The organism is Bacteroidales bacterium (genome assembly GCA_016707785.1).
Taxonomy (GTDB): domain Bacteria; phylum Bacteroidota; class Bacteroidia; order Bacteroidales; family UBA4417; genus UBA4417.
In genome coordinates this window covers 94,761-118,101 of sequence record JADJGZ010000002.1, presented here as the reverse complement: position 1 = coordinate 118,101, position 23,341 = coordinate 94,761, and the positions used below count along the sequence as shown (strand labels likewise).

The following is a 23,341-nucleotide window of genomic DNA, read 5'->3' as shown; positions in this document are numbered from 1 at the left end:
TAATTTTGGCCATCACAACAATTTACTATGAAACGATTATTTGCAGCCATCAAAATTTCACCCAATGCCGAATTTATGGAAGTCTTCAACCAAATCAGGTCCGGGCTACGCCATGAACGTATCAAATGGGTGGAACCGGAAAACATACACCTCACCCTGAAATTTTTTGGTGAAACCGATGAAAAACGTATCCCGGGTATAAAAGAGGCGCTTCAATTAGCGGTTTCCAGGTCGGAATCTACGGTGATAAAAATTAATAAAGCAGGGATTTTTGGCAGCCGGTATGATCCGCGGGTCATTTGGTTCGGAATCGACATTAATGAAGCATTGCAGAATACGGCCGGACAAGTACTGGATGCACTGGAAAAGGCAGGCTGGGAAAAAGACCGGCAGAATTTTGTTCCGCATCTCACCATTGGCAGAATAAAGGAACTAAAGGATAAAGATTTATTCCAGGAGGAAATTCAGAAGTACAGGAACCGATTCATCCAGGAACAAGCCATTAATGAAATCCATCTCTATGAAAGCATCCTTAGGAAAGAAGGGCCACTTTATCTTAAGATTGCTACCTTTCAACTACAGGCAAGTCTCTGACATCATTAGGAACATACGGACTGAATTCAAATTTGCAGAATCTCCTGAATGAGTTTTATTCTTCCTTTTTCACATGATTTTCAGGCAGATTCTGAATCCTTGCTTTTTCAATAAGGAAGTCAACTATTAATGCTGCTCCCCCAAAAATGAAAGCCATGGAGAAATAGGCAACTTCAGGACTCAGCACATCATATTTGGCGAGGCCTTCAGCAATCAGAAGTCCTAGACCTACTCCGAAAAGCAGTAATCCCCACTTTAAGGTAGAATAGCATTGCTTATCCTGTCCGAAGATGGAGGAATCCTTTCCACTTTGGATTAAAGCCATTCTTTCCTTTTTGCGGTAGGAAAGATAGATGATCCCAAGAATCATGGCAAAAGCTGAAATGGGCACTAATATTTCTGCATTCATATTGAGAAGTATTAAGATTGTAAGTTTCATTTTGTGAAATCTTTGACGCAAGCTTTTCTGTCAGGTTACAAAGATTGTTGACTCTGCTTTCACATATTCGTACCTTAGTTGTAACCTTAATCAACAGATTGCGTCAAACCCCCACATGAAAGAACAGGACGATATCTACCATGTGCAGAGAGTGCTTGCGGGAAACACCGCAGCATTCGCCGTTCTGGTCGACAAACATAAAGATCTGGCATTTAATATCGCCCTGAAAATAGTGAGGCATAGAGAGGATGCAGAAGAAATTGCACAGGATGCCTTTATGAAAGCATACCAATCATTACGTTCTTTTAAAGGGGATTCAAAATTCAGCACATGGCTCTACAGGATTGTCTATAATGCAGCCATCTCACATACCCGCAAGAAACAGCAGGAGTTTACACAGATTGATGACAGGGTGATGAGTGATACAACAGAAGACGACATACTGGAAGACCTGGAAAGGGTAGATGGTGATTTGCAGACAAAACTGGTAAATCAGGCCATTGATCGCTTACCACCCGATGAAAGTGCTTTGGTTACCTTGTTCTATATGGAGGAGAATTCAATAGATGACATCAGTCATATTACCGGGTTGAGCGTTTCAAATGTAAAGGTGAAATTGCACAGGATCAGGAAAAAGCTCTATGATGAACTGCAGGGAATGATGATGAAGGCTGCTATGGTATAAAACTGTATTTTTGTAAACTACTAAAACGACTCAGATGAAAACTAAGGATTTACAGCATGATGAAGCGATCCGCAAATTGCTCCGCCATTCAAAGCTAGAAACTCCTTCCCTTGATTTCACATCAAGGCTCATGGAACGAATTGAAACGGCACCTGAACCTGCTAAAGGCTGGATGTTCCGTTATCAGTGGATGATTCTTGTTTTTGCATTCACCGTTGCAGTAGGATTATTGTTTTTCCCGGTTTGGAGTTGGTTTGGGATTGAATTTACTCCCGCACAATTTATATTATACTATGCAGCAGAAGGCTTCAGAATGACATCCGTTTGGTTGGGTGAGGCCCTGAGCAGGTTGGGTAGCATGGGCAAAATGATGTATCTCTTGCCGGTATCAGTTGCCCTGCTCCTCCTGGTAGCTTTGGATCAGGCTTTTAAAAGACCAACTCATAAAACGAGCCAGGCTTAACCTAATTTCTTCCATCTTCTTTGCCCTGCCTTAATTCCTGTATCTCTTCAGATGCATGGTTCTTTGCCAATATTACTATGATAATGTGAGTACATAATATTGTTGATTCCTGCAATCTTTGGACTGATTATCTTTGTGTTCCTTTGTGTATTTGTTCCTTCGTGTCAAATTTTTCTGACACAAAGCCACAAAGTCACAAAGTATCACAAAGGAGACAGCAAGTCATTCATTTAAAATAAGTTTAATGCCAAATTGTATTGAAATCACGTTATTATTAGAATACGATGTTACCTTCCAACATTGAGCGGCATTTGGTTGAGTATCTTACAAGTCTTCATCATAGGCCGGTAAGTATTACTTCTGTCACCTCCCTTGGAGGCGGATGCATCAATGAATCATTTCGAATTGAGACCTCTTTTGGCTTTTATTTTTTAAAGTACAACCAGGCAGAAAAATATCCTGGAATGTTTGCCTCCGAGGCTGCCGGGTTAATAAAACTATCCGAAGGCGGAAGCATACGGATTCCAGGGGTTGTGAATAATGCTGAGGCCGGACCGTATACCTATCTTTTGCTGGAGTTTATCCGGACAGAAAACAAGGGAAAGCATTTCTGGGATACATTTGGCAGGGCATTGGCTAAACTACACAAGCAGCCAGGGGAAATGTTTGGATGGGAGCAGGATAATTACATCGGATCTTTGTCTCAAAGCAATCATGAACACCCGGATTGGAATGAGTTTTTCATCCTGGAACGACTGGAACCATTGTTGAAACTTGCCCTTGATCAAAAGAAAACAAGTTCGGCACTGGTCAGGAAATTTGAGTCTTTTTACTCATTATTGCCTGAATTGTTACCATTGGAAAAACCAGCCCTGTTACATGGCGATTTATGGAATGGGAATTTCCTGGTGGATGAAACCGGTAACCCATGCCTGATCGATCCGGCCGTATATTTTGGACATAGGGAAGTTGACCTTGCAATGACCCGTCTTTTCGGGGGATTTTCTGAAGAATTTTATTCAGCCTATCATGCAGAATTTCCCCTGGAAAAAGGCTGGGAGAAACGAATAGATATTTTCAATCTTTACCCCTTATTGGTTCATGTAAACCTTTTCGGAGGAGGATATATTTCGGATGTTGAAAGAATCATGGCTTATTATTAATATCCGGCAAGGGACAATTATAACTTCCTGCTGATTTTTCTGAAAAACAGGATAAAGGAGATAATCACCAGGGTTTCGAGGATAAAAATGATACTTTGCATAGAGTGAAGGGAAAAAGGTACCGAATCCACACTCGATGTGATAAGCGCATAAACATCTGTAATAACTGAATATAGGGTTAGTGCCGTAAACAGGGCAAGAATGAATTGCATGACCCGTTCCGATTGCTGGGTTCGGGATACCTCCATTCCTTCTATGGCAAAGGATAGGGATTTCTCAGCATCCTTGTATAATTCATATTTTGATTCAATATCTGAATTCTTGCGATAAGTCTTCATGAAACGGAACTGGTGCAAGGTGAAATTGGGATTGAACAGTCGAAGGTTCTGAATTTGCCAGGTGTTATAATTGAAAATATTCCGAAGATGGTTGGAGTCAATTTCCAGGTTTTGATTCAAACAATCCAGGAAGGAATTGTAAACATGAAGGGAGTTATTAATCGCAACGGTTTCACAGATCATATAGCTGTCGATGGAAGTTAATCTGACCAACTCTTCATCATCTACCCGCTGTTTCAGTTCCCAGAAATAAATAGGGAATACCGCATAATACTGATGATTTTCAAAGGTGTTGGACTGTTCTTCTACCTGGTAATGAGTTACTGTTTTCAATAATTGTTCGGAATCATTAATATAGAACTGATGAACGAGGTAGTTATAGCTGTCGTCTTTGGTATGGACCTGGTACTTTTCGATGCCTGATGGAACACCAAAATGATAAAAAGCCGATTTTTTCAGTATGCCTATTTCATCCAGGATATCAATCACACGGGAAATTTCTTCAAATAATCCGTCTAATACTTCTGCTGAAGCATCTCCAAAAGATTCAATAGCTGAAAGTTGTTCTTCTTCTATCTTACCCTTGAATTCAAAGATGGGAAGGATATTAAGGAATCCAAAAGTGTTTATAATGAAGCGGAAGGAGGTCAACAGGAAAGGAATTTCTTTTTTGTCCAGTAATTCCTGGTATTTTGCAATTGCCACCTCTGTGCATTTCATAGTTATTTCAATAGGCCTGAAGGAATAGTTACCTATTGGGTTTTCACTGTAAGCAAACTGAATACCACCCTCTGAAAAGAGCCCGGAAGTAATTTTTCCCTGAATCTGTTCATTGATAATTATTGGATCTGCGTCTGTCTGGACAATCCGGGCGTTTAAAGCCCAGACCCGGTTTTCAAGGTACTTGATCATACGATGCTTTAGTGTTTAAATCCGATTGCTTTCTTTCCTCCACCGCCGGAAAGGGGTCTATCCATTGCCTTTTCCGCATCCTCAGGGGCGAAGGTGTTTAATGTAGCCTCATCCACTTCCGGCAACAGAGAAATTCTGTCGGAATGCACCTGGATCATTTTCTCAAAATAGTTCCTGACCATTCTGCCATTTCCAAAGCTATGATCCTTTGATTCATATAAGGTACTGAAGTATTCCTGTACTATTTCCGGCACTTCAGGGTTACCTGGAAGTGGTTTGCCTTACACATTCCGAGGAAGATTTCTGTCAATTCTAGAGATTCATAGTCATTGAAATAAAAATTCCTGTTAAACCTGGATCGGAGGCCGGGGTTGGATTCCAGGAAATGATTCATTTCTTCAGTATATCCGGCTACAATCACTACGAGCTTGTCCCGGTCATCTTCCATACGTTTTAGAAGGGTGTCGACAGCTTCTTGCCCGAAATCATTGGATGAGTCAGCAGGAGTGAGCATATAGGCCTCATCAATAAAGAGAATGCCATGAATGGCTGAGTCGATCACTTTCATAGTTTTGGGTGCTGTATGCCCAATATATTGTCCAACAAGATCGGCCCTCGACACTTCTACCACATGGCCTTTTGAGAGGATACCCATCGCTTTGAAGATTCGTCCAAGCATGCGGGCAACCGTGGTTTTTCCGGTTCCCGGAGGCCCATAAAAAACAGTATGCAGACTAATGGAGTTGGATCCCAACCCCTTCTCCCTCCGCATCTTTTCAATTTTTATATAATTGATCAGGGTAGAAACATCTTTCTTTACATTTCCTAGCCCGGTAAGTAGTTGCAATTCCTTGAGAACATCCTCAAGGGTTTCCTGTTTTTCATCTGCAAACTCATCTTTTACTGCTTCAGTGATATCTGACTCAGTGAATGTAACCAGGTCATCATCACTGATATGTGGAAGCATTGCCAATCGTCCCGACTGTAACCTGACCACTTCCTCAAACAGGTTCCGCATCACCCGGGCATTTCCAAAGCTTTTTGTCCTTGATTGATAAAGAAACCCGGTGTATCGCAGCAGTTTATCAATGGCCTCCTGTTCAATCCTGAAATCACGCGATTTGGTGATTTCGATGAATATATCAGATAACTGTTGAGGGCTGTAATCCTCAAAGAAAAAATAGCGGGTAAAACGGGATTGTAACCCTGGGTTTGCTTCAATAAAACGTTTCATTTCCTGGGTATATCCAGCAACAATCACGATCAACCGGTCCCGGCTATCTTCCATTCTTTTTAACAATGTCTCAATGGCTTCTTTCCCAAAATCCCTCGGATCTTCTTCCGGGGCCAGGCTATAGGCTTCATCAATAAAGAGGATGCCATCAAGTGCCGTATCAATGATTTTATTCGTTTTTAATGCCGTCTGCCCAATATATTCAGCTACCAGTCCTGAGCGGTCAACCTCCACAACATGCCCCTTCTTCAATAATCCCATGGCTTTGAATATTTTCCCTAGCAATCGGGCTACAGTAGTTTTTCCGGTTCCCGGGGGGCCTGAGAAAACAGAATGTAGTGCTACCGGGTTAACATTTAGGCCCCTTTGCTGACGAAGCTTTTCAATCCTGATATACTTCATCAGGTCTTCAACATCCCTTTTAATCGTGTCAAGGCCGGTTAGTCCGTTTAATTCCTTCAGCGACAGGTTCAGTAACTCTTCATCACCTATATCAGGCACCTGGTAAATGGCCGGCTGAGCAACCGTTTCCGACTGAAGGGCCGGTTGCTGTTTAAGGTTTTCTTCTGCATGCTCCAGGTTATCATTGTAACACTCATTCTTTGGATCAATTTTTATCGCCTTTTTGTAATAGTGGATGGCTTTTTCGAACTGATTTTTATTAAAAAATGCAACACCGATTGCATTAAAGGTTTCAGCAAATTCAATCTGGTCGATACAACCGGGAGTTGCCAGGTTTACTGTTTCCAGTACCTTTTCATCATTTTCCTTATAGTTATATGTGCTTATAAGATTGGAAGCAAGAATAGGGGAGTTCTTATCCAGGGCAAAGGCTTTTTCATAATAGACTAAGGCAGTATCAAAATCATCTTTCCATGTATAAGTAGTTGCAATTCCGGCCAGTGCATCCACATTCTTCGGGTCCAGGTCAATGGCCTTTTTGAACTGAACAATCGCCTTATCATAATCCCCTTTATTGAAAAACTGGCTGCCTACAGCCGATAATCGTTCAGACTCAGGATTTATATTTACCGCTACCTTGTCAACTTTACCTCCACCTGATTCAATTTCTTCTTCACTTTCTTCCTCTGAATCCGCTTCCATTTCTGTCATTGCCAGGGCCCATGCATCATTGCCAAATGTTAAGGTGCTGATGCTATATCCTTCCCTGATTTTATCATTGATATCATTCATAGGGAATTCCGGGTTTGTGTACCATTGCTGCATACCAAAACCAGTTCCCTTGGTGAGGATAAGGCCCCATTTGCCATTCCCATAAGCTAAAGAGGTGATATCATATCCCGAATCCCATCCTTTTTGAATTGCGGTTTTCGGAAATTCATTATAACTGTTATATAGCTGCTCATCATAACTGCTTCCTTTTGACATGATAAGACCCCATCTATCAGAACCAAAGGCCAGTTGAGTCACAAAATATCCATCCTTAATCCCTGTTTGAATTTCCTTTTCAGGAAAGCGGGAACTGGTTCTCCAGATCTGGTCAGTATAACCTGAGTTTTCCGACATGAACAGTACCCACCGTCCATCGCCATACCCCAGGAACGTCACATCCTTCCCCGCATTCCATCCGTTTTTTATTTCTTCAACAGGAAATTCACCATCAGTGTTCCATTGTTGTCCTGTATATTCACTAACGGAGGCAACGGTCAATGCCCAGCTTCCATTGCCATATGAGGCTTCATTAATAGCATGTCCTGCATTCCATGATTGCTGAATTTCTTTATCCGGGAATGCTTTGGAGAGGAAAAAGCGATCGATTCTCATTATCTTGTTGTATTTATAAAAATGGGATAACTATTTGATATGCTGTCAGCTGAGTGCTAAGTTGATAGACTGGCTCCACATCCCGGGCAGGAAACCGAACTTCCGGCAGAGGCACTGAATGAGCGGCCACAACTAGGGCATTTGTATGAACCGGATCCAACAGTATTCCCGAACACCCACAACCCTATCATGATGAGAATGAAGGCTGCCACCAGCACCAATAAAAAGAAGGATACCAGTAACGACATGAAATTCAGAATGAATAAGATAAGTATCCGAAGTAAACCAACCCAGGGTCCGGCAACTACAAAACTCTCTATGCACCAGCTTATCGTCAGCAGGATGGTGAGTAAAGTCATCCCGTAAAAAAACCAATGTATCGGGCGGTCGTACCCAATGGGAAGGATATTGAATCCTTCATTATAGAACCATTCCATTTCGTATCCATCCCAGAATGAGCCTATGAATAGAGTAGCACCAAGCATTAAGCCCGAGAGCAGGGGATACCACTGAAAAGCTTTAACCGGGTAAATCTTGTGCAGGAAGTTAATGCCTTGTGAATGTGAGGAGGTCTCATTTTTACCTCCGCCACCCGCGAATTCATCCCCGCCCTTTCTTAGCCGGATAAGTAAAAGGTCCAGTTTAATAAAATAGCGTTTGACAAAAAAGAGGATAATTGCAAAGATGGCCACAATGATCCATGAACGAAGTTTTGTAAAATCGAAGATGTGACTGAACTCATATGAGAGTTTATGAAGGAAGGAACTTCCCCCGGATGGATAGGCATATTTTATAATGGTGCCTCTTGTTGTGAAACCGGATGCACCCCCATTAACCGTTACTTTATACCATCCATCATCATATTTACTGATCACATAAAGGGTATCTCCTTCACCAAGAATTTTTGTGGCATTTGTTTGATTGGTTGTGTCAAATAGTTTGTATTCCGGAGCATCGACAATATAAATATCCCCCACTTTGATTTTATTCTCTTCCTTAAGTTTCCTTTTCTCTTTGTAGCTGTAACGGTCTTTGATTTCGAGTTCAGAGAGGTTTCCGGTTATTGGTTTTCCTGACAGTTGCTCAATTTCTGCCTGGGTGAGTATCTTATCAAAGAACCGGATATCGTCAATTGTACCGTTGAAGGCTCCCACAAAAGCTTTATCTGCATTATCACGTGTAGTTGCCCTTGATGAATAAACCTGGTCGTTAATGATAAACCTTGCTGCCTGGTTTCTGCTGTCGTAAATCATGGCAATAAAGGTCCATTCATCAATTAAAGGCGGGCCATACAAAATCCCATCTTTGCCACAGTTCATTCCAAACCTGAAATTATCATCATGCTTATCAATAATTAGCCCGCGGGCATATTTATCGGTCCCATTCACCAGCACAAGCATTTTGCGAAAGCAGTTAGTGGCTTTGACCCATGCAGTGATAGTGAGTAAAGGGAATTTAGAGGGATTGATATCGATAGGGAAGTTCATATTCTGAACAGAACTGTTATATGTTTTTGGATGGATTGAAAAAGAATAGGCGGAATGCGCCTTTCCATCATGACCTGATGCAATGTTTCCCTGTTTGATTTTTGCTTTTCCTCCACCAGGTGCTGAATTGAGCGTGTTCCCATCGAAAAGATAGGCTGCTACCGGTGCAGGTATAGATGGTTTATTTTTTTCTTGTCCGCAAACATTGATCTGGCTGAGCAGTAAAAGAAATAAAAAGGAAAAAAAGGAAATGGCTTTCATGAGAGGAGGATTGGTACTGACATTTGTAAATAGTGGCTTCGGGGTCTGGGGATGTTAAAAAACAGGCCTGCAATGGTGGGTATTACAAGCCTGCCTGATATAGAATTCACATATAAAAATTCAAAGGATTATCCCCTGTACACAATGGCTTCATTTAAAGCATCCACTACCCTGAAGATGAAATCCTTGTCAAGATCAGTGAGTGCGTCTTCATTTCCGGAGGCTGAACTTAAAGAGACGGTGTATTTATTCTTCTGAAGGAACCAGAAAGCAACGGCTCCGGCAACCAGGATAAGCCCGGCCCAGTGGAAAATAGTAATGATCAGTCCGATAACAGCCAGGATGATGGGCTGCTTTCTATTGGGTTTGATGATGTAAGAACTAACAGCTGTGACCCCCGACATGGAATGGGTTTTGCCAAAAGTTAGGAAACGGGCATTAGTTACTTTAACACCTTTTTCATCGAGAAAAATTTTTTCTTCTGCCATTGTTGTAATTGTTTAGTGATAAGAATTGATTTGGTTTATGAAAGTTTCAACTTGGTTTTCTGTCGGATTGATGCCACAAATGTAGAGGGCCCTGAAGGGTCAATGCAAACGAAGCCTGTTCGGATTTATAAATCCGAACAGGCTTCATGATTTAGAAAATCAATTAGTTGATCAATTGGGGTTTGAGACAGGCTTTCTATCCTTAGATGGAACCTTGTTCAGGTATTCGGAAGGTGTTTTTGAGGTATATTTCTTAAAGGAGGTATTGAAGGCACTTTTGGAATTGAATCCTACTGAAAGAGCAATCCCTTCAATCGTCAAATATAAATTGTCCGGATCAGAAAGCAGTAGTTGAGCCTCCCGGATACGCAGTTGATTGAGATAATTACAGAAGTTTTCCCTCGACATCTCATTAATTACCCTGGAAAGATAGCTGGTATTTGTATTCAGCCTGAGAGCAAGATCAGATAATTTCAGGTTCCCGTTGAGAAACAACTTTTCTTTATCCATGATCTGGTTAAGTTCTGACCAGATCCATTGCTGCTGATCTGGTGTGAGGGTTGGTTTGGATGCCTGGTCAGTAATAAAAGTGATTTTCTTAAGATCCAATCCCGGGAAATCTGAATGGACAGCTCCGGAAGCCTGGCTGGCTAGTCTCATTTTAGATTTCATCCTATAAAGGAATAAAACTGAAATCAGCAGGATCATCAATCCAATTGTAATATTTCCGGCGAGAAATGAACGGTTTTCCAGGGAGCTATTCAGGATCAACCTACTCATTTCCTTAAGCTGGGACTCCTTTCTGTCAGAATCGTACTTTACCTGCATCTCAGCAATGGCTTTCCTGTCATTTAAACTGGCTACCGAATCCTTCCTGGCAGTGTATCTTTTAAAGAAGGCCAGGGCTTCTCCGGGTTTGCCCTCGGCATCATATTCGGCGGATATGGATTCAAGGTTTGACGTGATAAAATCATGCAGTTTTGCAGTCTCAGCAAGGTAAAGGCTCTTTTCAAAAAAACTGCGGGCTATTGAATGTTCATACCTGGCTGAATGATAATGACCGGATGTATTGTAGAATACTACCGTTGACAGCATATCACCTGCCTTTCCGGTAAAATATTCTGCAATTTTCAGGTATTTCCCTGCGAGTGTCAATTCCTTTGTGTTGATATAGAGATCAGCAATATTATTATAAATGAAACATGCCCCTTGCCAGTCAGCTACCGCAACTTTGAGTTGCCCGGCTTCCAGATAGTACTTTAGTGCTTTTGAATTTTCTTTTAATCCTGAAGCTGTAATGCCTAAACTATTCAAAGCATAGGCCATACCCCTCTTATTTCCTGTATTTTTAAAGACATTATAAGCTTTCAGATTATACTCATTAGCTTTCTCTGGTAATGCGAAAGCACCATATACACCTGCAAGATTAGAGCAGAGGTAACCTAGTCCAAGACTATCACACAGTACTTCTGCAATTCTGATAGACTGAATAAATGAAGACACTGCATTTTCCAGCTGGCCGAGATCATTTTGTAAAATCCCAAGGTGACAATAGGCATTGGAAAGCAGCAAGGAATCTCCTCCTTTTTTTAATGTAAGGAGCGCAGCCTCTATCGACTGATTCATTTTAGCGGATTCGTTCAGAAATTTGTAACAATTAGCCAGTTCTGTATAACAACGGGCCTGCAGCGTAGTTTTACTGCTTAGTCTGGCATATTGAAGGGCTATCTGGTACTTCTTAATTGCCTCCCGATATTTGCCATCCTTTTGAAGAATCATGCCCCAATAAAAATAAATCCTGTCAAGACCAGATATGTCTTCAATTTCATTTTTAATCTTTTGCGAATTGAAGAGGAAGATTTTTGATGAGTCAATATTTCCGGCATCGTAATAAACCCTTGCAAGGCTTAAGAGTGAATTGGCAATATCGGGTTCTTGTTTGGTTTGAATGGAATAATTGTAAGCTTCCCAGGCCAATTCTTTGGCCCTGCTCATCGAATCGCTTGATCGATAGTAAGCCAGTTCAGACAACAACTGCACTTTTTCTGAACCCGCTGACCTGGCCAGTTTTGCATATGCTAATTCTGATCTAATTTTAATAGTCTGACATTCAGCGTCCTGTAGAAACTGAAAATATAAAAAACATAAGGCCAAGAGCAATAGAGACTTTCGTAGCATACGCAATAAAAATAAAAAGAATCCTACAATTTATTTACCTGAATTAAATATGTCATTGAGAAATTATCATCAGTATTGAATAATTTTGATAATTGATACATTGATGGCGAACATCTTCAACACACCGTTTGTTATTTCATTAACAGTATGGTGGGGGTGGCATAATATTAAAACATATTGCACAATGGAAACTGAAATTCTGGCCAGAATACAATTTGCTTTCACAATCTCATTTCATTATATCTATCCCCCTTTAAGTATTGGGCTTGGATTGATCATGGTGATCATGGAAGGCATGTATCTGAAAACTGGTCAGAAGATATATGAGCAGATGGCCCGGTTCTGGACGCGAATTTTTGCCCTGACTTTTGGAATTGGGGTAGCCACAGGAATTGTCATGGAGTTTGAATTCGGGACCAACTGGGCAACTTACTCCAGGTATGTCGGCGATGTTTTTGGCAGTGCACTGGCAGCAGAAGGAATCTTTGCCTTTGCCCTTGAGAGTGGTTTCCTGGGGGTTTTGCTCTTTGGCTGGAACCGCGTTAAACCCCCTGTTCATTTTATTGCAACCCTGGGAGTCTGGCTGGGATCAATGTTTTCAGCTGTTTGGATAGTAGTAGCCAACAGCTGGCAGCAAACTCCGGCAGGATATCATATTGTAGGTGAAGGTATAAATGCCCGTGCTGAAATTACTGATTTCTGGGCGATGGTTTTTAATCCTTCCAGCGTTGAGAGATTGTTACATGTATGGATAGGGGCTCTCCTTGCAGGTGCATTCCTGGTATTGAGTGTTCATGGGTATTACCTGCTGAAAAACCGCTATGTTGAATTATCACAAAAAGCTTTTAAGATTGCCCTGGTAGTTGCCACCCTCTTTTCTGTCTCTCAATTGCTTACCGGCCACCAATCCTCTATTGGGGTGGCTAAAAACCAACCGGTTAAACTTGCAGCTTTTGAAGGCCATTTTGATAGCCTGGCAGTAGCTGATATGTACCTGTTTGGCTGGGTCGACAAAGAGAATCAGAAGGTTTATGGCCCTGCAGTTCCGGGAGGATTAAGCTTCCTGACAAATTTCGATTTTAAAAAGCCGGTAACCGGACTGAATGCTTTCCCTGAAAAAGATCGCCCCTCAGCCGTAAATGCAGTGTTTCAATTTTATCACCTTATGATTGCCATTGGAATGGCTATGATTGGCTTAACACTCCTGGCTAGCTGGTTATGGTGGAGGGGAAAATTATTTACCAGCCGATGGTTACTGACAATCTTTGTGTGGGCTGTGCTTTTGCCACAACTGGCAAACCAGGCAGGGTGGTTTGCTGCCGAAATGGGCCGTCAGCCATGGGTAGTCTATGGTTTATTAAGAACCAGCGATGCTTTTTCCAAATCAGTCACAGCCAACCAGATCATCTTTTCGTTGGTCATGTTTACCTTTATCTATGTGTTATTATTTGCTCTTTTTATCTATTTGCTGGATAGAAAGATCAAACATGGCCCCTATGATGAATCTGAAATTGAAGATCGCCCGCGCCAGCATGAAATAGCTGAAATTGTAGAATCCTGATAAATAACGAAGATGGAAACATTTCTTGGTATCGATTATCCCACCTTATGGTTCCTGGTAGTAGGAGCACTTTTTTCGGGATATGCCATCCTGGATGGATTTGACCTGGGAGCCGGAGCCTGGCATCTTTTTTTCCGGAAGGAAGAAAGCCGAAGGATCGCAATAAATGCAATCGGGCCGGTATGGGATGGTAATGAAGTATGGCTGGTGATTGGAGGAGGTGCTCTTTTTGCTGGCTTCCCCGTAATGTATGCCACTCTTTTTTCTGCAATGTATATTCCTTTCATGCTTTTCCTGGCCTTTTTGATTTTCAGGGCGGTTTCTATTGAATTTCGCAGCAAGGAACCCATGGCATGGTGGAGGATGCTTTGGGATATTTCTTATTGCATTTCAAGCGCAATGCTGGCTTTTCTGCTGGGTGTTGTTTTGGGGAATGTTTTACAAGGGATTGCCATTGGTCCGGATTATGAATTTAAAGGCCACTGGCTGCAATTCCTGAATCCATATGCAATACTGGTGGGTTTGACTACCCTGGCCTTATTTATGGTTCATGGTGCCATCTACCTGGCAATGAAAACAGAAGGAAGACTTTTTGCTAAAATCTATGTTTTACTCAAAAAGGCTATCCTGTTTTTTGTGGTCACTTTTGTTGTAACCACAATATTAACCCTTCTAAGTATTCCTCATCTGTCGGATCACCTGCTGGGAAATCCGATCCTCTGGATTGTTCCTGTCCTGGCTTTTCTCAGTATAGCAAACATTCCCCGACTGGTTAGCAAGCGCAAATTCAGGAATGCATTCCTGTTTTCTTCACTTACCATGAGTTTACTGCTAATCCTCGTGGCTATTGAACTTTACCCGGTATTATTATTATCAACGATCGACCCTGCTTATAATATCACAGTTTATAGCGCTGCCTCTTCGATTAAGGCACTCAAAACCATGCTGATTATTGTGCTGATCGGTGCTCCAATGGTAGGAATCTATACCCTTTTTGTCTATCGCACATTCCGCGGAAAGGTTAAACTCGATGATACAAGTTATTGATGAACCAACACCATCCAGACAGGATTCTTCGTATCTTTAAAAATCAGGCCTGAATGAGCATCTGTGGCTTAGAATTCAAGAATTCAAGCCAAAGGCTTCCCTTCGGGAGAATTCAGAATGATTGAACTTAAATATTTTAGAAAAGTTGAGAAAGAAATGGAGAAAAACCGTTGGCGATATTAATACCTGATAATCAGGCTAATCTGACCTCTGAATTCTGAAATCTAACATCCACAATCCAACATTCACCAACATCCGCCATCCAACATCCGACATTCGACATTAGCCATCCGCCCTTCCCATAATTTCAAAACAATAAAGTCGTCAATCAATCTATTAAATTATAGCAAGATGAATATACATTTGAAGTTTATCAACCTTTTTGTGTTTTTACTTTTTATGGGACACATTCTCAACGCTCAGCAGCCCAAGGTCTCCAGAGTTTTTTATGATATGTCAAATCCGGTTAAGGCCAATGCAATCGTAAACACCTATGATCAGGGTTTCCTGCTTTGCGGACAGCACTCGGGTAGCGGCCTTATTATGAAACTGGATGCTGAAGCCAACCTGGACTGGGCATTTAAAATTGGGGATGATTTCTATGAAGAGTTCTGGGCTATTGCGCCCACCCACGATTCCTGCTTTGTGGTGGCAGGCGAAAGTTATGCAGAGGTTGACCCCAATGCTGTTGTTTACTATGTCAAAATCAATATTGATGGCGATACCCTATGGGCAAAATCCATCGACTTTGGTTCATGGTGCAATGTAACCAGCCTTCAGCAAACTGCCGATCACGGATTTATCATGTCTGGAAATCTGGGTTATTCGACAAATCCGTACTCGAGGATTTTTGTCGCCCGGCTGAACGCCGATGGAAATGTACTCTGGGCAAGGAATTATACTGCGTTTAATAATGAAAACAAGGTGAATTCTATCAATGAAACAGCCGGGGGTGAATTTGTCCTTACCGGCATCGTTGAAAACCTTAATCCTTTTATGGCAAAGCCTTTTGTAATGAAAATTTCTGACCAGGGGGATATTATCTGGTCAAAATCTTATGAAGTTTCCAGTTCTGACTTTTATACTGGCAGTGGTTTGATAATCGATGGTAATGCTATGTTTATCAATCTGTTTTCATATAATTATTTCGAACCTATCGTAATGAAGATGGATCTCTCAGGGAATGTTCTGTGGAGTAAGAAATATTCAGCTATGTATTCATTTAATTTTAATAATAACTTTCCTAAATTACACAAGACCTCTGACAATCACTTTGTTTTAGTGACGCCTGGGCAATTTGGAATATTAATGAAGATTGGAATGGATGGAAGCTTATCCTGGATGAGCAGCCTATTTATGGAACCGGTAGATGTACTTGAAAACCATGATGGAGGTCTAATGATTGTTGGCACTGGACCCATATATGGAGTGAAAAAGGGGGCCAATCCGAATCCTCATATTGGTATCATTTTGGCTGACTCGAATGGGAAAGGAGTTGATTGCACCTATGAATTCTCGGGAGGGCTTAAGAATGTTTCAATGGATACCGCTTCAATAACCTTCAGTTGGCAATCAGGTTTTACTCAGAATCATTTATCACTACCGGTGGTTCAGGATTTCCCGGATATCAAGGAAGGCTGTGTCGATTTTATTGGTGGAACAGATGAAAGCCCGGAGGATGAATCTGCATTCAAAATATTTCCAAATCCCACTTCCGGTCTGACAGCCTTTGTACTGGAGGCAAAAAAAAGCACTTCAGTACAAAGTATCCAAATCATCAGCAACAGTGGACAAGTCCGGAACTATCCTGTGGATTTCAGAAACCATGTTTGCACCCTTGATCTTTCAGCACTGCCAAATGGAATTTACCTGGCAAGAATCGTCTGTGGAACAGAGGTATACACAAGGAAACTGATAATCCGGCATTAATTAAGCCGGTAAGAGGTATAATTATTTTGAGTATTGATCGAAAACGTTTCCCAAGCTGCGTTGGCACACCTTGCAAAACTGCATATGACGGGTGTACATGATGCAATCGAGCTGCGAACGGTATAAGCCTTTGGGAGTATAACCGGCTCCTTCAAAAGCGCCTACTTTGTCCTTATACTTTTCTTTAGAAAAATAGGCATCCTCACCGGCCATTTGCCTTACAAAAAGATCTTCCATAACTGATTCCGGCAATAAAGCAGCCCTGATACTATCACGGGACTTTTGTATCTCATAGCCAAATTTGTCAAAGGCTTCCTTCTCCCAGGGGGTGGGAAGAGGCGTTCCCGGTTCAACCAGGTCTTTCCATTTGATGTTATTCTTGTCGAAAAGGGCAGTGATATTGGTTTCCCAGGGTTCAACAGTGATTGCCGGAACTTCATAGGCTACAGAAGAAGTATAATACTCATCGGCGAGGGCGGCAATATGGTGCCCCAACTCATGGATCATGATATACTCAGCAAATTTATTATCAGAAGAAACGGTAGTGTAGAGGTTATAAATCCCGCCACCTCCATAGGTTTGTTCATTTACCAAGTATGACCATGAAATCATAGGGAACGGCAGAAGCCACATTCCTGACGGTTCTGTTATCGTAGGTCAGTACATATCTTTCCGAGTCAAAACTACTATAGTGAGCGGAAAGTGGAGTGCGTTTAAAGATATGATGGTGTGGTTTGGCTACACCTGATTCCATGGCTGGGGTTTCAACCGTTCGAACGTTAAAATCAGCCTTTCTCGATTTAAAAGGTTCAGCAGAAAATAATGCCTCTGTTAATCGTTTAGCATCCTGCTGGAATTTACCCATCTCCTGTGTAGTATATCCATCACCAAGAATCACCAGGTCTACCTTCGATTCAGCCGGGCCGTTTTCGAATACTACCTGCGATTGAAAAGTGTGTGGCAATTCAGCATTGGTAACCTGTCGGGATGCCGGATCAATAATGGTAGACCAGATGGGTTTGAATTTGTTTTCAGCATCTCTTTTCTCCATTTGAACGATAACTGGTTTCAGAGGCCAGGGAAACCGAATGGACTCGTGAAATGTGCCCCAGGTGCTGTCGGCTTCAGGAGTAGTCTGCCATTCGCCAAATACACTGGCAAAGCCTCTTGAATAGAGGAGCTGATGGGTTTCTTTATCAACAACCTTAAACAGGTAAAGCCCTAATTCCAGCGCGTCGATAAGTTGTGTTTTGCTCCCGGGCCAACTGCCATCTGATACCACCTTATCTACAGAAAAATGCTCTTCTTTCTGATTACCGTTGTGGAAATAGTCGAGGCGCAGAGTATTTGCTGCAAAGAAGGTTTCATACGCCGGGTTTCCTTTATTGATAACCTCTATGCCGGATACTGACTTGTCGTCCGGATTCTTTTGAGTTGTGGAGGTTTGCTTGCAGCCGACTATGAGAAGAATTAACGAACTGAACAGAATCGCATTTTTCATCTTTATTGGTTTTGTTTGAAGATCAGTGACAAATTATAGTGTAAAGTAATACAAAAAAGAAGAAGAGGGAGACTGTAGTAATAGTGAAAATTCAATTAAGCAGCTTTTTCCGAAGAAATGGCCATTTTCCGATGGTCAAGTCCCCAGGCAATCATTGCATCCAACACGCTATGTAAGGAGCGCCCTGACTCGGTAAGTTCATATTCTACCATAACAGGGATGGTATCAAAAACCGTTCGTTTGACAATGCCATTGATTTCAAGGTCTTTCAACTCTTTTGAAAGCATTCGTGGGGTAATTCTCGGTATTTCCCTTTCCAATTCCCTAAATCGCTTCTTCCCGAACAATAAGGAACCAATAATGGGTAGTTTCCATTTGCCTACCAGTACATTTAAGGTATCATTGATGGCTAAAACAAAATGAGTTGGGCAACTCTTTACTTTATTCAGGTCTTCTATTGAGCTCATAATTAATTGATATTAAGATCGCTATACAAAAGTATAGTGCTATACAAAAGTATAGTGGTTACAAAAGTATAGCAAAGGTATGTATTTTTGCAATCACAAAACAATTGAAAAAAATATTTTATGATAATGATTACAGGCGCAACAGGAAACTTCGGGAAAGCCACTATCGACTTTCTCCTGGCCAGGGGTGTTCCAGCCACAGAAATAACGGCCTTAGTGCGTGATACTGAAAAAGCAAAAGACCTGACACAGAAAGGAATTTCACTCAGGTTAGGAGATTATCGCGATTATTCTTCATTAGTTGAAGCTTTTCAAGATATTGACAAACTGCTTTTGGTTTCATCTTCTGATATTAATGACAGGGCTAGCCAGCACACCAATGCTATAAAAGCTGCCAGGGAAGCAGGAGTCGGTCATATCATCTACACAAGTTTCCAACGTAAGAACGAAGTAAATTCACCTATACAGTTTATTTCAGAAGCTCACCTTGTAGCTGAGAAAGAAATCAAAGCCTCCGGACTGACTTATACCATTCTGCAAAACGGACTTTATGCAGACATTATTCCCTGGTTCCTGGGAGAAAAAGTGTTTGAAACCGGTATTTATTTACCGGCGGGTAATGGCAAAGCAGCATTCACACTGCGCAATGATATGGCCGAAGCAGCTGCAAATATCCTGGTTGGGAAAGGACATGAAAACAAGATCTACCAGACAGCTGCAAATGAGACGTCTTCTTTTGAAGATGTAGCTGGAATTCTATCTGAGATTTCTGGAGCACCAGTAAGATATACTGATGCTTCCCCTGAAGAGTTCAAAACAACCCTTACTTCTTCAGGTGTACCCGAAGGAATCATTGCCATGTTTGGCGGCTTCAGTGAAGCAATTAAACAAGGGGAATTCGATTTTGAAAATAATGACCTGGAAACCTTACTAAACAGAAAACCCGTTTCGATAAGTGATTATCTGAAGGCTGTATACCAGGAAGGATAAGATCGCAACGAAACAAAACATTATTCACTTCCGAAATGTTAGAATTCATAGAACTATCATCTTAATATTTCGGAATCGAGACAAAATCTAATCAAGTAACCCAATTAAATCTTTGTACTATGAAAAAAGCAGGAATAATAACCGTAATCGTGCTGGCTCTTGGATATTTATCCTTTACAGTAGTTGAAAAATCTACCTGGACCTATGATAAAGCCCACGCAAAAGTCGGGTTCAGCGTAACACATATGATGATCTCCGATGTGGAAGGCTATTTCAAAAATGCCACTGCCACACTTACCACCACTAATCCCGATTTCACAGATGCAGTTGTCGAATTAACAGCTGATGCATCCTCCATTTTCACAGATAACGAAAAGAGGGATGAACATTTAAAATCGGCGGATTTTTTTGACGCTCAGAAATATCCGACCATTACATTTAAGAGCTTCTACTTCAAGAAGACCAAGACTGCAAATACTTATTATGTGAAAGGCAATCTTACTATGCATGGTGTAACAAAACCTGTTGGACTGAATGTAGTTGCCAAAACAGGTGTGAATCCTTACAGTAAAAAAGAAATTGCCGGTTTTAAAATTACCGGGTCATTGAAAAGGTCCGATTTTGGAATTGGTGGTGAAACTCCTTCAGCCATTGTGAGTGATGAGGTTCAGATCATTTGTAATGCTGAGTTCTCAAAAGATTAATGCTTTAGATAGTCATCAGGTGCCATTCTGGTTTATATAGACGAGAATGGCACCTTGACTGTTTATATCCACAAATAACTGTTCCAAAATTTCTGAATTCAAGAATCCAAGAATTTTCAATTTTATTGAAATGACAACGCAGAATAAACTTCCAATCCGTTCCATCGACCGGATTATAGCTCCTCCGGCACCCCATATGGTTGGGGATGGTTTCAGGGTGCACAATTTTATTCCGGGTGCCATTCCCGGTGGGATGGAGAGAACCAATCCTTTCATTATGCTTGATTATGGATCGAAGCATTATTTTCCACCCAGCGAAAAACCCCGGGGTGTTGGTGTACATCCTCACAGGGGTTTCGAAACCGTTACCATTGCTTACCAGGGTAAGGTCGCTCACCATGATAGTGCCGGCAATAGCGGTATTATCGGGGAAGGAGAGGTTCAGTGGATGACTGCTGCATCGGGAATATTACATAAGGAATACCATGAAGAGGAGTTCAGCCGGATGGGTGGTAATTTCCAGATGGTGCAATTATGGGTAAACCTGCCTGCAGCACATAAAATGTCACCACCTAAATACCAGGCTATTACGAAAGAGATGATAAGCCGGCATGAGTTGCCGGGTAAAGCAGGATCTGTGGAAGTGATTTCCGGAGAGTATGGAGAGGTCAAAGGACCGGCAACTACTTTTACCCCGGTTCACCTGATGAATGCAAATCTCAAGGCTGAAGGAGAAGCCATATTTTCATTTCCGCAGCATTATCTTACAGCTTTGCTTGTTATCGAAGGAGAGATCATCGTTAACGAACAAAAACTTGCTGAAGAGAACAGATTCGTCCTGATGGCAAATGATGGTAATGAATTCTCCCTTCGGGCTATTTCACCTTCAATCGTTCTGGTAATGAGTGCCGAACCGATTAATGAACCCATTGCTGCTTATGGGCCGTTTGTGATGAATACCCGCGATGAATTGATTCAGGCTTATGCAGATGTGGAAGCTGGTAAATTTGGTTTTCTGAGTGAGTAATATATAAGAAGGAACTGCTTCCCGTTATTTTACTTTACTTTGCAGGATTATTAAGCCGATATATGTTAAAGACAATCAGGGAAAACCACTCCTTACTGCTCCAAAAGTTCCCACCCAGTGAAGCCTGCAGTTGTGAGATTTGTCAGAGTTATTGCCAGCGTCCCGGCTGGTGGACAGTTGCACAAGCGTCAGATGCTATTGCAGCCGGTTTCGCAAACAGGATGATGCTGGAAATGGCACCCGAAGGTACCTTTAGTGTATTATCACCCGCCTTCAAAGGCAATGAAGTAAATTTCGCACTTGAGGTGTATGCCACACAAGGCTGTACTTTTTTTAGTGGGGGCTTATGTGAATTATTCGGCACAGGACATGAGCCACTGGAATGCAGATTTTGTCACCATGAAAGAAAAGGTGAAGGCCTGGAATGCCATGCTGAAATTGAAAAGGACTGGAATTCCCCGGATGCCAAGCGCCTGATTGTTCAATGGGGCAACCTCACGGGTTTCTGGGCCAGGCAAGGCTTAATCGTTAAGGAAAAACCCTGATATAGCCAAAGTTTATCCACGAATCCGCCAGGCGGCGGATTCGTGCGCATTCGTGGACCCCAGGCTTTTCCCAATATGAAATTATTTCAGTACAACCGTAATTATCGAATGGGCCGGGCTTTTAGCTTTCACGGCTTTTCCATCCAACCATACATAAAACTCCTTTTCTGCAGCCGTTTCATTCTGGATTACAGAAACAATGCTTCCATCAGTATTCACAAAGGCAGTGGCCAGTAAGGCATCGTCATTTGATGAACAAATGATTCGCTTAGCCTCGGGGCGGACAAATTTCGAAAAATGGCCCAGATAGTAAAAGGAATTCATGTAATGTAACTCTCCGGTTTTGGTATTTCCAATCACAGGGGCAAAACAGAAGTTCTGCACATGATTTGGCCCACCGGTTTCATCCAGAAGTATGTTCCAGTCAATCCAACCGGCAGCACCATTATTGAAATCATGAATCATTGACCGGCCATAGGTTTCACCCCAATGCCATTCAAAAATGCTATCGTAATTAAAAGGATAAACGCATCCTTCAGTAAATAGCATTGCCTTATCGGGGAAAGCTTCAGCATGCAACTTTACATTTTCGAAATGATCGCCGGTATACCAATGGAACCCGGTTCCCCAAACATATTTGGCAGCATCCTTATCGTCATACATCACCTTTGCCCTTTGATACATAAGCCCACGGTTATGATCCCAGATGACGATCTTTGTATCCCTCAAAGGAGACTTTCTGATGGTTGGGCCGAGGAAATTTTTCACAAAATCACGCTCTTCTTCAGCGGTATAAATACAGGATTCCCAGGTTTGAACGGCCATCGGTTCATTCTGAACAGATAATCCCCAAAAATCTATTCCCTCTTTTTTATAGAATTCCATAAAGCGGATATAGTAATCCGCCCAGCTTTGGTAATATTCTTCTTTTAACTTGCCACCCTTTAACATATTATTATTATCCTTCATCCAGGCCGGGGGGCTCCATGGAGAAGCAAACATTTGCAGTTCTGCTCCTGCTTTATCCAAAGCGGCTTTTATTAATGGGATCCTGAATTTCTTATCATGGTCGATATTAAAGGATTTGAGCTCTTTGTCACCTGCATTTGCATAAGCATAACTCTCACTGGAGAAGTCACAACTATTGATATGAGTCCTGCAGAGTGAATATCCGATTCCTTTATCTACAGAGAAGTAAGCCTGAATCAATTCATCCTGTTTTGCTTTTGGAAGCTTGTAAAAGGTTTCGGCTGAAGCATCAGTAAGGGCTCCACCAATGCCTACGATGGTCTGGAACGACTTATTCGGATCCAGCATTATTGTTGGAACATGTTCCGAAGGTTGTTTCAGCTCTTCAAATGATAGCTGAGGCATGAGTGTCAGACGCAATGAATCAGCAGGAGCCGTTACATAAATCTCGGCAGTTTTCATTGTTGAGGAAGTGGCACCGTTATTGCCTTCCTGGCTTCCTGATTTACAACCCAGGAAAAGCACCAGGGCTGACATGAATAAATAAATGCTGAAATTCTTCTTCATATCGTTG

At 41.8% G+C, this 23,341-nt stretch carries 20 protein-coding genes and 1 pseudogene; 11 read left to right on the top strand and 10 right to left on the bottom strand.

Features of this window, described 5'->3' with window-relative positions; genetic code table 11:
- The first annotated feature begins 27 nt into the window (after positions 1–27).
- Positions 28–594 (top strand): RNA 2',3'-cyclic phosphodiesterase, encoded by a 567-nt coding sequence (thpR, locus tag IPH84_02295; GenBank protein MBK7172072.1) that lies wholly within the window; start codon positions 28–30, stop codon positions 592–594.
- Positions 595–649: 55 nt separating this feature from the next.
- Here thpR and IPH84_02290 read toward each other — a convergent pair whose 3' ends face one another.
- Positions 650–1,003, bottom strand: a complete 354-nt coding sequence (locus tag IPH84_02290) for a hypothetical protein (protein ID MBK7172071.1) — start codon at positions 1,001–1,003, stop codon at positions 650–652.
- Positions 1,004–1,148: 145 nt separating this feature from the next.
- Here IPH84_02290 and IPH84_02285 point away from each other — a divergent pair, with 145 nt between their 5' ends.
- The 3 genes from IPH84_02285 (at position 1,149) to IPH84_02275 (ending at position 3,344) form a co-directional block, all read left to right on the top strand.
- Positions 1,149–1,718, top strand: coding sequence for a sigma-70 family RNA polymerase sigma factor (locus IPH84_02285; GenBank protein ID MBK7172070.1), 570 nt, complete (start codon positions 1,149–1,151; stop codon positions 1,716–1,718).
- A gap of 34 nt (positions 1,719–1,752) precedes the next feature.
- A complete protein-coding gene (locus tag IPH84_02280) occupies positions 1,753–2,181 on the top strand; it encodes a hypothetical protein (GenBank protein ID MBK7172069.1) in 429 nt (142 codons plus the stop codon).
- Between the two features lie 284 nt (positions 2,182–2,465).
- The gene (locus tag IPH84_02275) at positions 2,466–3,344 is read left to right on the top strand and encodes a fructosamine kinase family protein (GenBank protein MBK7172068.1); all 879 of its coding nucleotides are present in this window, start codon (positions 2,466–2,468) and stop codon (positions 3,342–3,344) included.
- A 17-nt stretch (positions 3,345–3,361) separates the two neighbouring features.
- Here the strand turns inward: IPH84_02275 and IPH84_02270 are convergent, their stop codons facing one another.
- The 6 genes from IPH84_02270 to IPH84_02245 form a co-directional block, all read right to left on the bottom strand.
- Positions 3,362–4,594, bottom strand: a complete 1,233-nt coding sequence (locus IPH84_02270) for a hypothetical protein (GenBank protein MBK7172067.1) — start codon at positions 4,592–4,594, stop codon at positions 3,362–3,364.
- A gap of 8 nt (positions 4,595–4,602) precedes the next feature.
- Entirely contained in the window at positions 4,603–4,848 is a 246-nt protein-coding gene (locus IPH84_02265) for a hypothetical protein (GenBank protein ID MBK7172066.1), read from the bottom strand.
- Positions 4,836–7,613 carry an AAA family ATPase gene (locus IPH84_02260; protein MBK7172065.1) on the bottom strand — a complete coding sequence of 926 codons (2,778 nt, stop codon included), beginning with the start codon at positions 7,611–7,613 and terminating at the stop codon, positions 4,836–4,838. The genes IPH84_02265 and IPH84_02260 overlap by 13 nt, the downstream gene beginning before the upstream one ends.
- Before the next feature lie 56 nt (positions 7,614–7,669).
- Entirely contained in the window at positions 7,670–9,361 is a 1,692-nt protein-coding gene (locus tag IPH84_02255; protein MBK7172064.1) for a hypothetical protein, read from the bottom strand.
- Positions 9,362–9,489: 128 nt separating this feature from the next.
- Complete coding sequence (locus IPH84_02250) at positions 9,490–9,849, bottom strand: QacE (protein ID MBK7172063.1); 360 nt, start codon at positions 9,847–9,849, stop codon at positions 9,490–9,492.
- A 171-nt stretch (positions 9,850–10,020) separates the two neighbouring features.
- Positions 10,021–11,844 (bottom strand): helix-turn-helix transcriptional regulator, encoded by a 1,824-nt coding sequence (locus tag IPH84_02245; GenBank protein MBK7172062.1) that lies wholly within the window; start codon positions 11,842–11,844, stop codon positions 10,021–10,023.
- A gap of 367 nt (positions 11,845–12,211) precedes the next feature.
- On the opposite strand from IPH84_02245, the gene IPH84_02240 reads away from it, so the two are divergent.
- The 3 genes from IPH84_02240 (at position 12,212) to IPH84_02230 (ending at position 16,564) form a co-directional block, all read left to right on the top strand.
- Positions 12,212–13,588 (top strand): cytochrome ubiquinol oxidase subunit I, encoded by a 1,377-nt coding sequence (locus IPH84_02240; protein MBK7172061.1) that lies wholly within the window; start codon positions 12,212–12,214, stop codon positions 13,586–13,588.
- Positions 13,589–13,600: 12 nt separating this feature from the next.
- Positions 13,601–14,635, top strand: a complete 1,035-nt coding sequence (gene cydB, locus IPH84_02235) for a cytochrome d ubiquinol oxidase subunit II (GenBank protein MBK7172060.1) — start codon at positions 13,601–13,603, stop codon at positions 14,633–14,635.
- Between the two features lie 351 nt (positions 14,636–14,986).
- Positions 14,987–16,564: a T9SS type A sorting domain-containing protein gene (locus tag IPH84_02230; GenBank protein MBK7172059.1), complete on the top strand. Its 1,578-nt coding sequence runs from the start codon at positions 14,987–14,989 to the stop codon at positions 16,562–16,564.
- Positions 16,565–16,585: 21 nt separating this feature from the next.
- Here the strand turns inward: IPH84_02230 and IPH84_02225 are convergent.
- Positions 16,586–18,065, bottom strand: a pseudogene (locus IPH84_02225) (IgA Peptidase M64).
- A 95-nt stretch (positions 18,066–18,160) separates the two neighbouring features.
- Entirely contained in the window at positions 18,161–18,532 is a 372-nt protein-coding gene (locus tag IPH84_02220) for a helix-turn-helix transcriptional regulator (GenBank protein MBK7172058.1), read from the bottom strand.
- Positions 18,533–18,652: 120 nt separating this feature from the next.
- Here IPH84_02220 and IPH84_02215 point away from each other — a divergent pair, with 120 nt between their 5' ends.
- The 4 genes from IPH84_02215 to IPH84_02200 all read left to right on the top strand — a co-directional run bounded on the left by IPH84_02215 (position 18,653) and on the right by IPH84_02200 (position 21,798).
- Positions 18,653–19,522 carry an SDR family oxidoreductase gene (locus IPH84_02215; protein MBK7172057.1) on the top strand — a complete coding sequence of 290 codons (870 nt, stop codon included), beginning with the start codon at positions 18,653–18,655 and terminating at the stop codon, positions 19,520–19,522.
- Between the two features lie 119 nt (positions 19,523–19,641).
- Positions 19,642–20,226: a YceI family protein gene (locus IPH84_02210; protein ID MBK7172056.1), complete on the top strand. Its 585-nt coding sequence runs from the start codon at positions 19,642–19,644 to the stop codon at positions 20,224–20,226.
- 130 nt (positions 20,227–20,356) lie between these two features.
- Positions 20,357–21,253: a pirin family protein gene (locus IPH84_02205; GenBank protein ID MBK7172055.1), complete on the top strand. Its 897-nt coding sequence runs from the start codon at positions 20,357–20,359 to the stop codon at positions 21,251–21,253.
- A gap of 62 nt (positions 21,254–21,315) precedes the next feature.
- Positions 21,316–21,798 (top strand): hypothetical protein, encoded by a 483-nt coding sequence (locus IPH84_02200; GenBank protein ID MBK7172054.1) that lies wholly within the window; start codon positions 21,316–21,318, stop codon positions 21,796–21,798.
- 81 nt (positions 21,799–21,879) lie between these two features.
- On the opposite strand, the gene IPH84_02195 is transcribed toward IPH84_02200, so the two are convergent.
- Entirely contained in the window at positions 21,880–23,334 is a 1,455-nt protein-coding gene (locus tag IPH84_02195; GenBank protein ID MBK7172053.1) for a glycoside hydrolase family 30 protein, read from the bottom strand.
- Between the last annotated feature and the right edge of the window lie 7 nt (positions 23,335–23,341).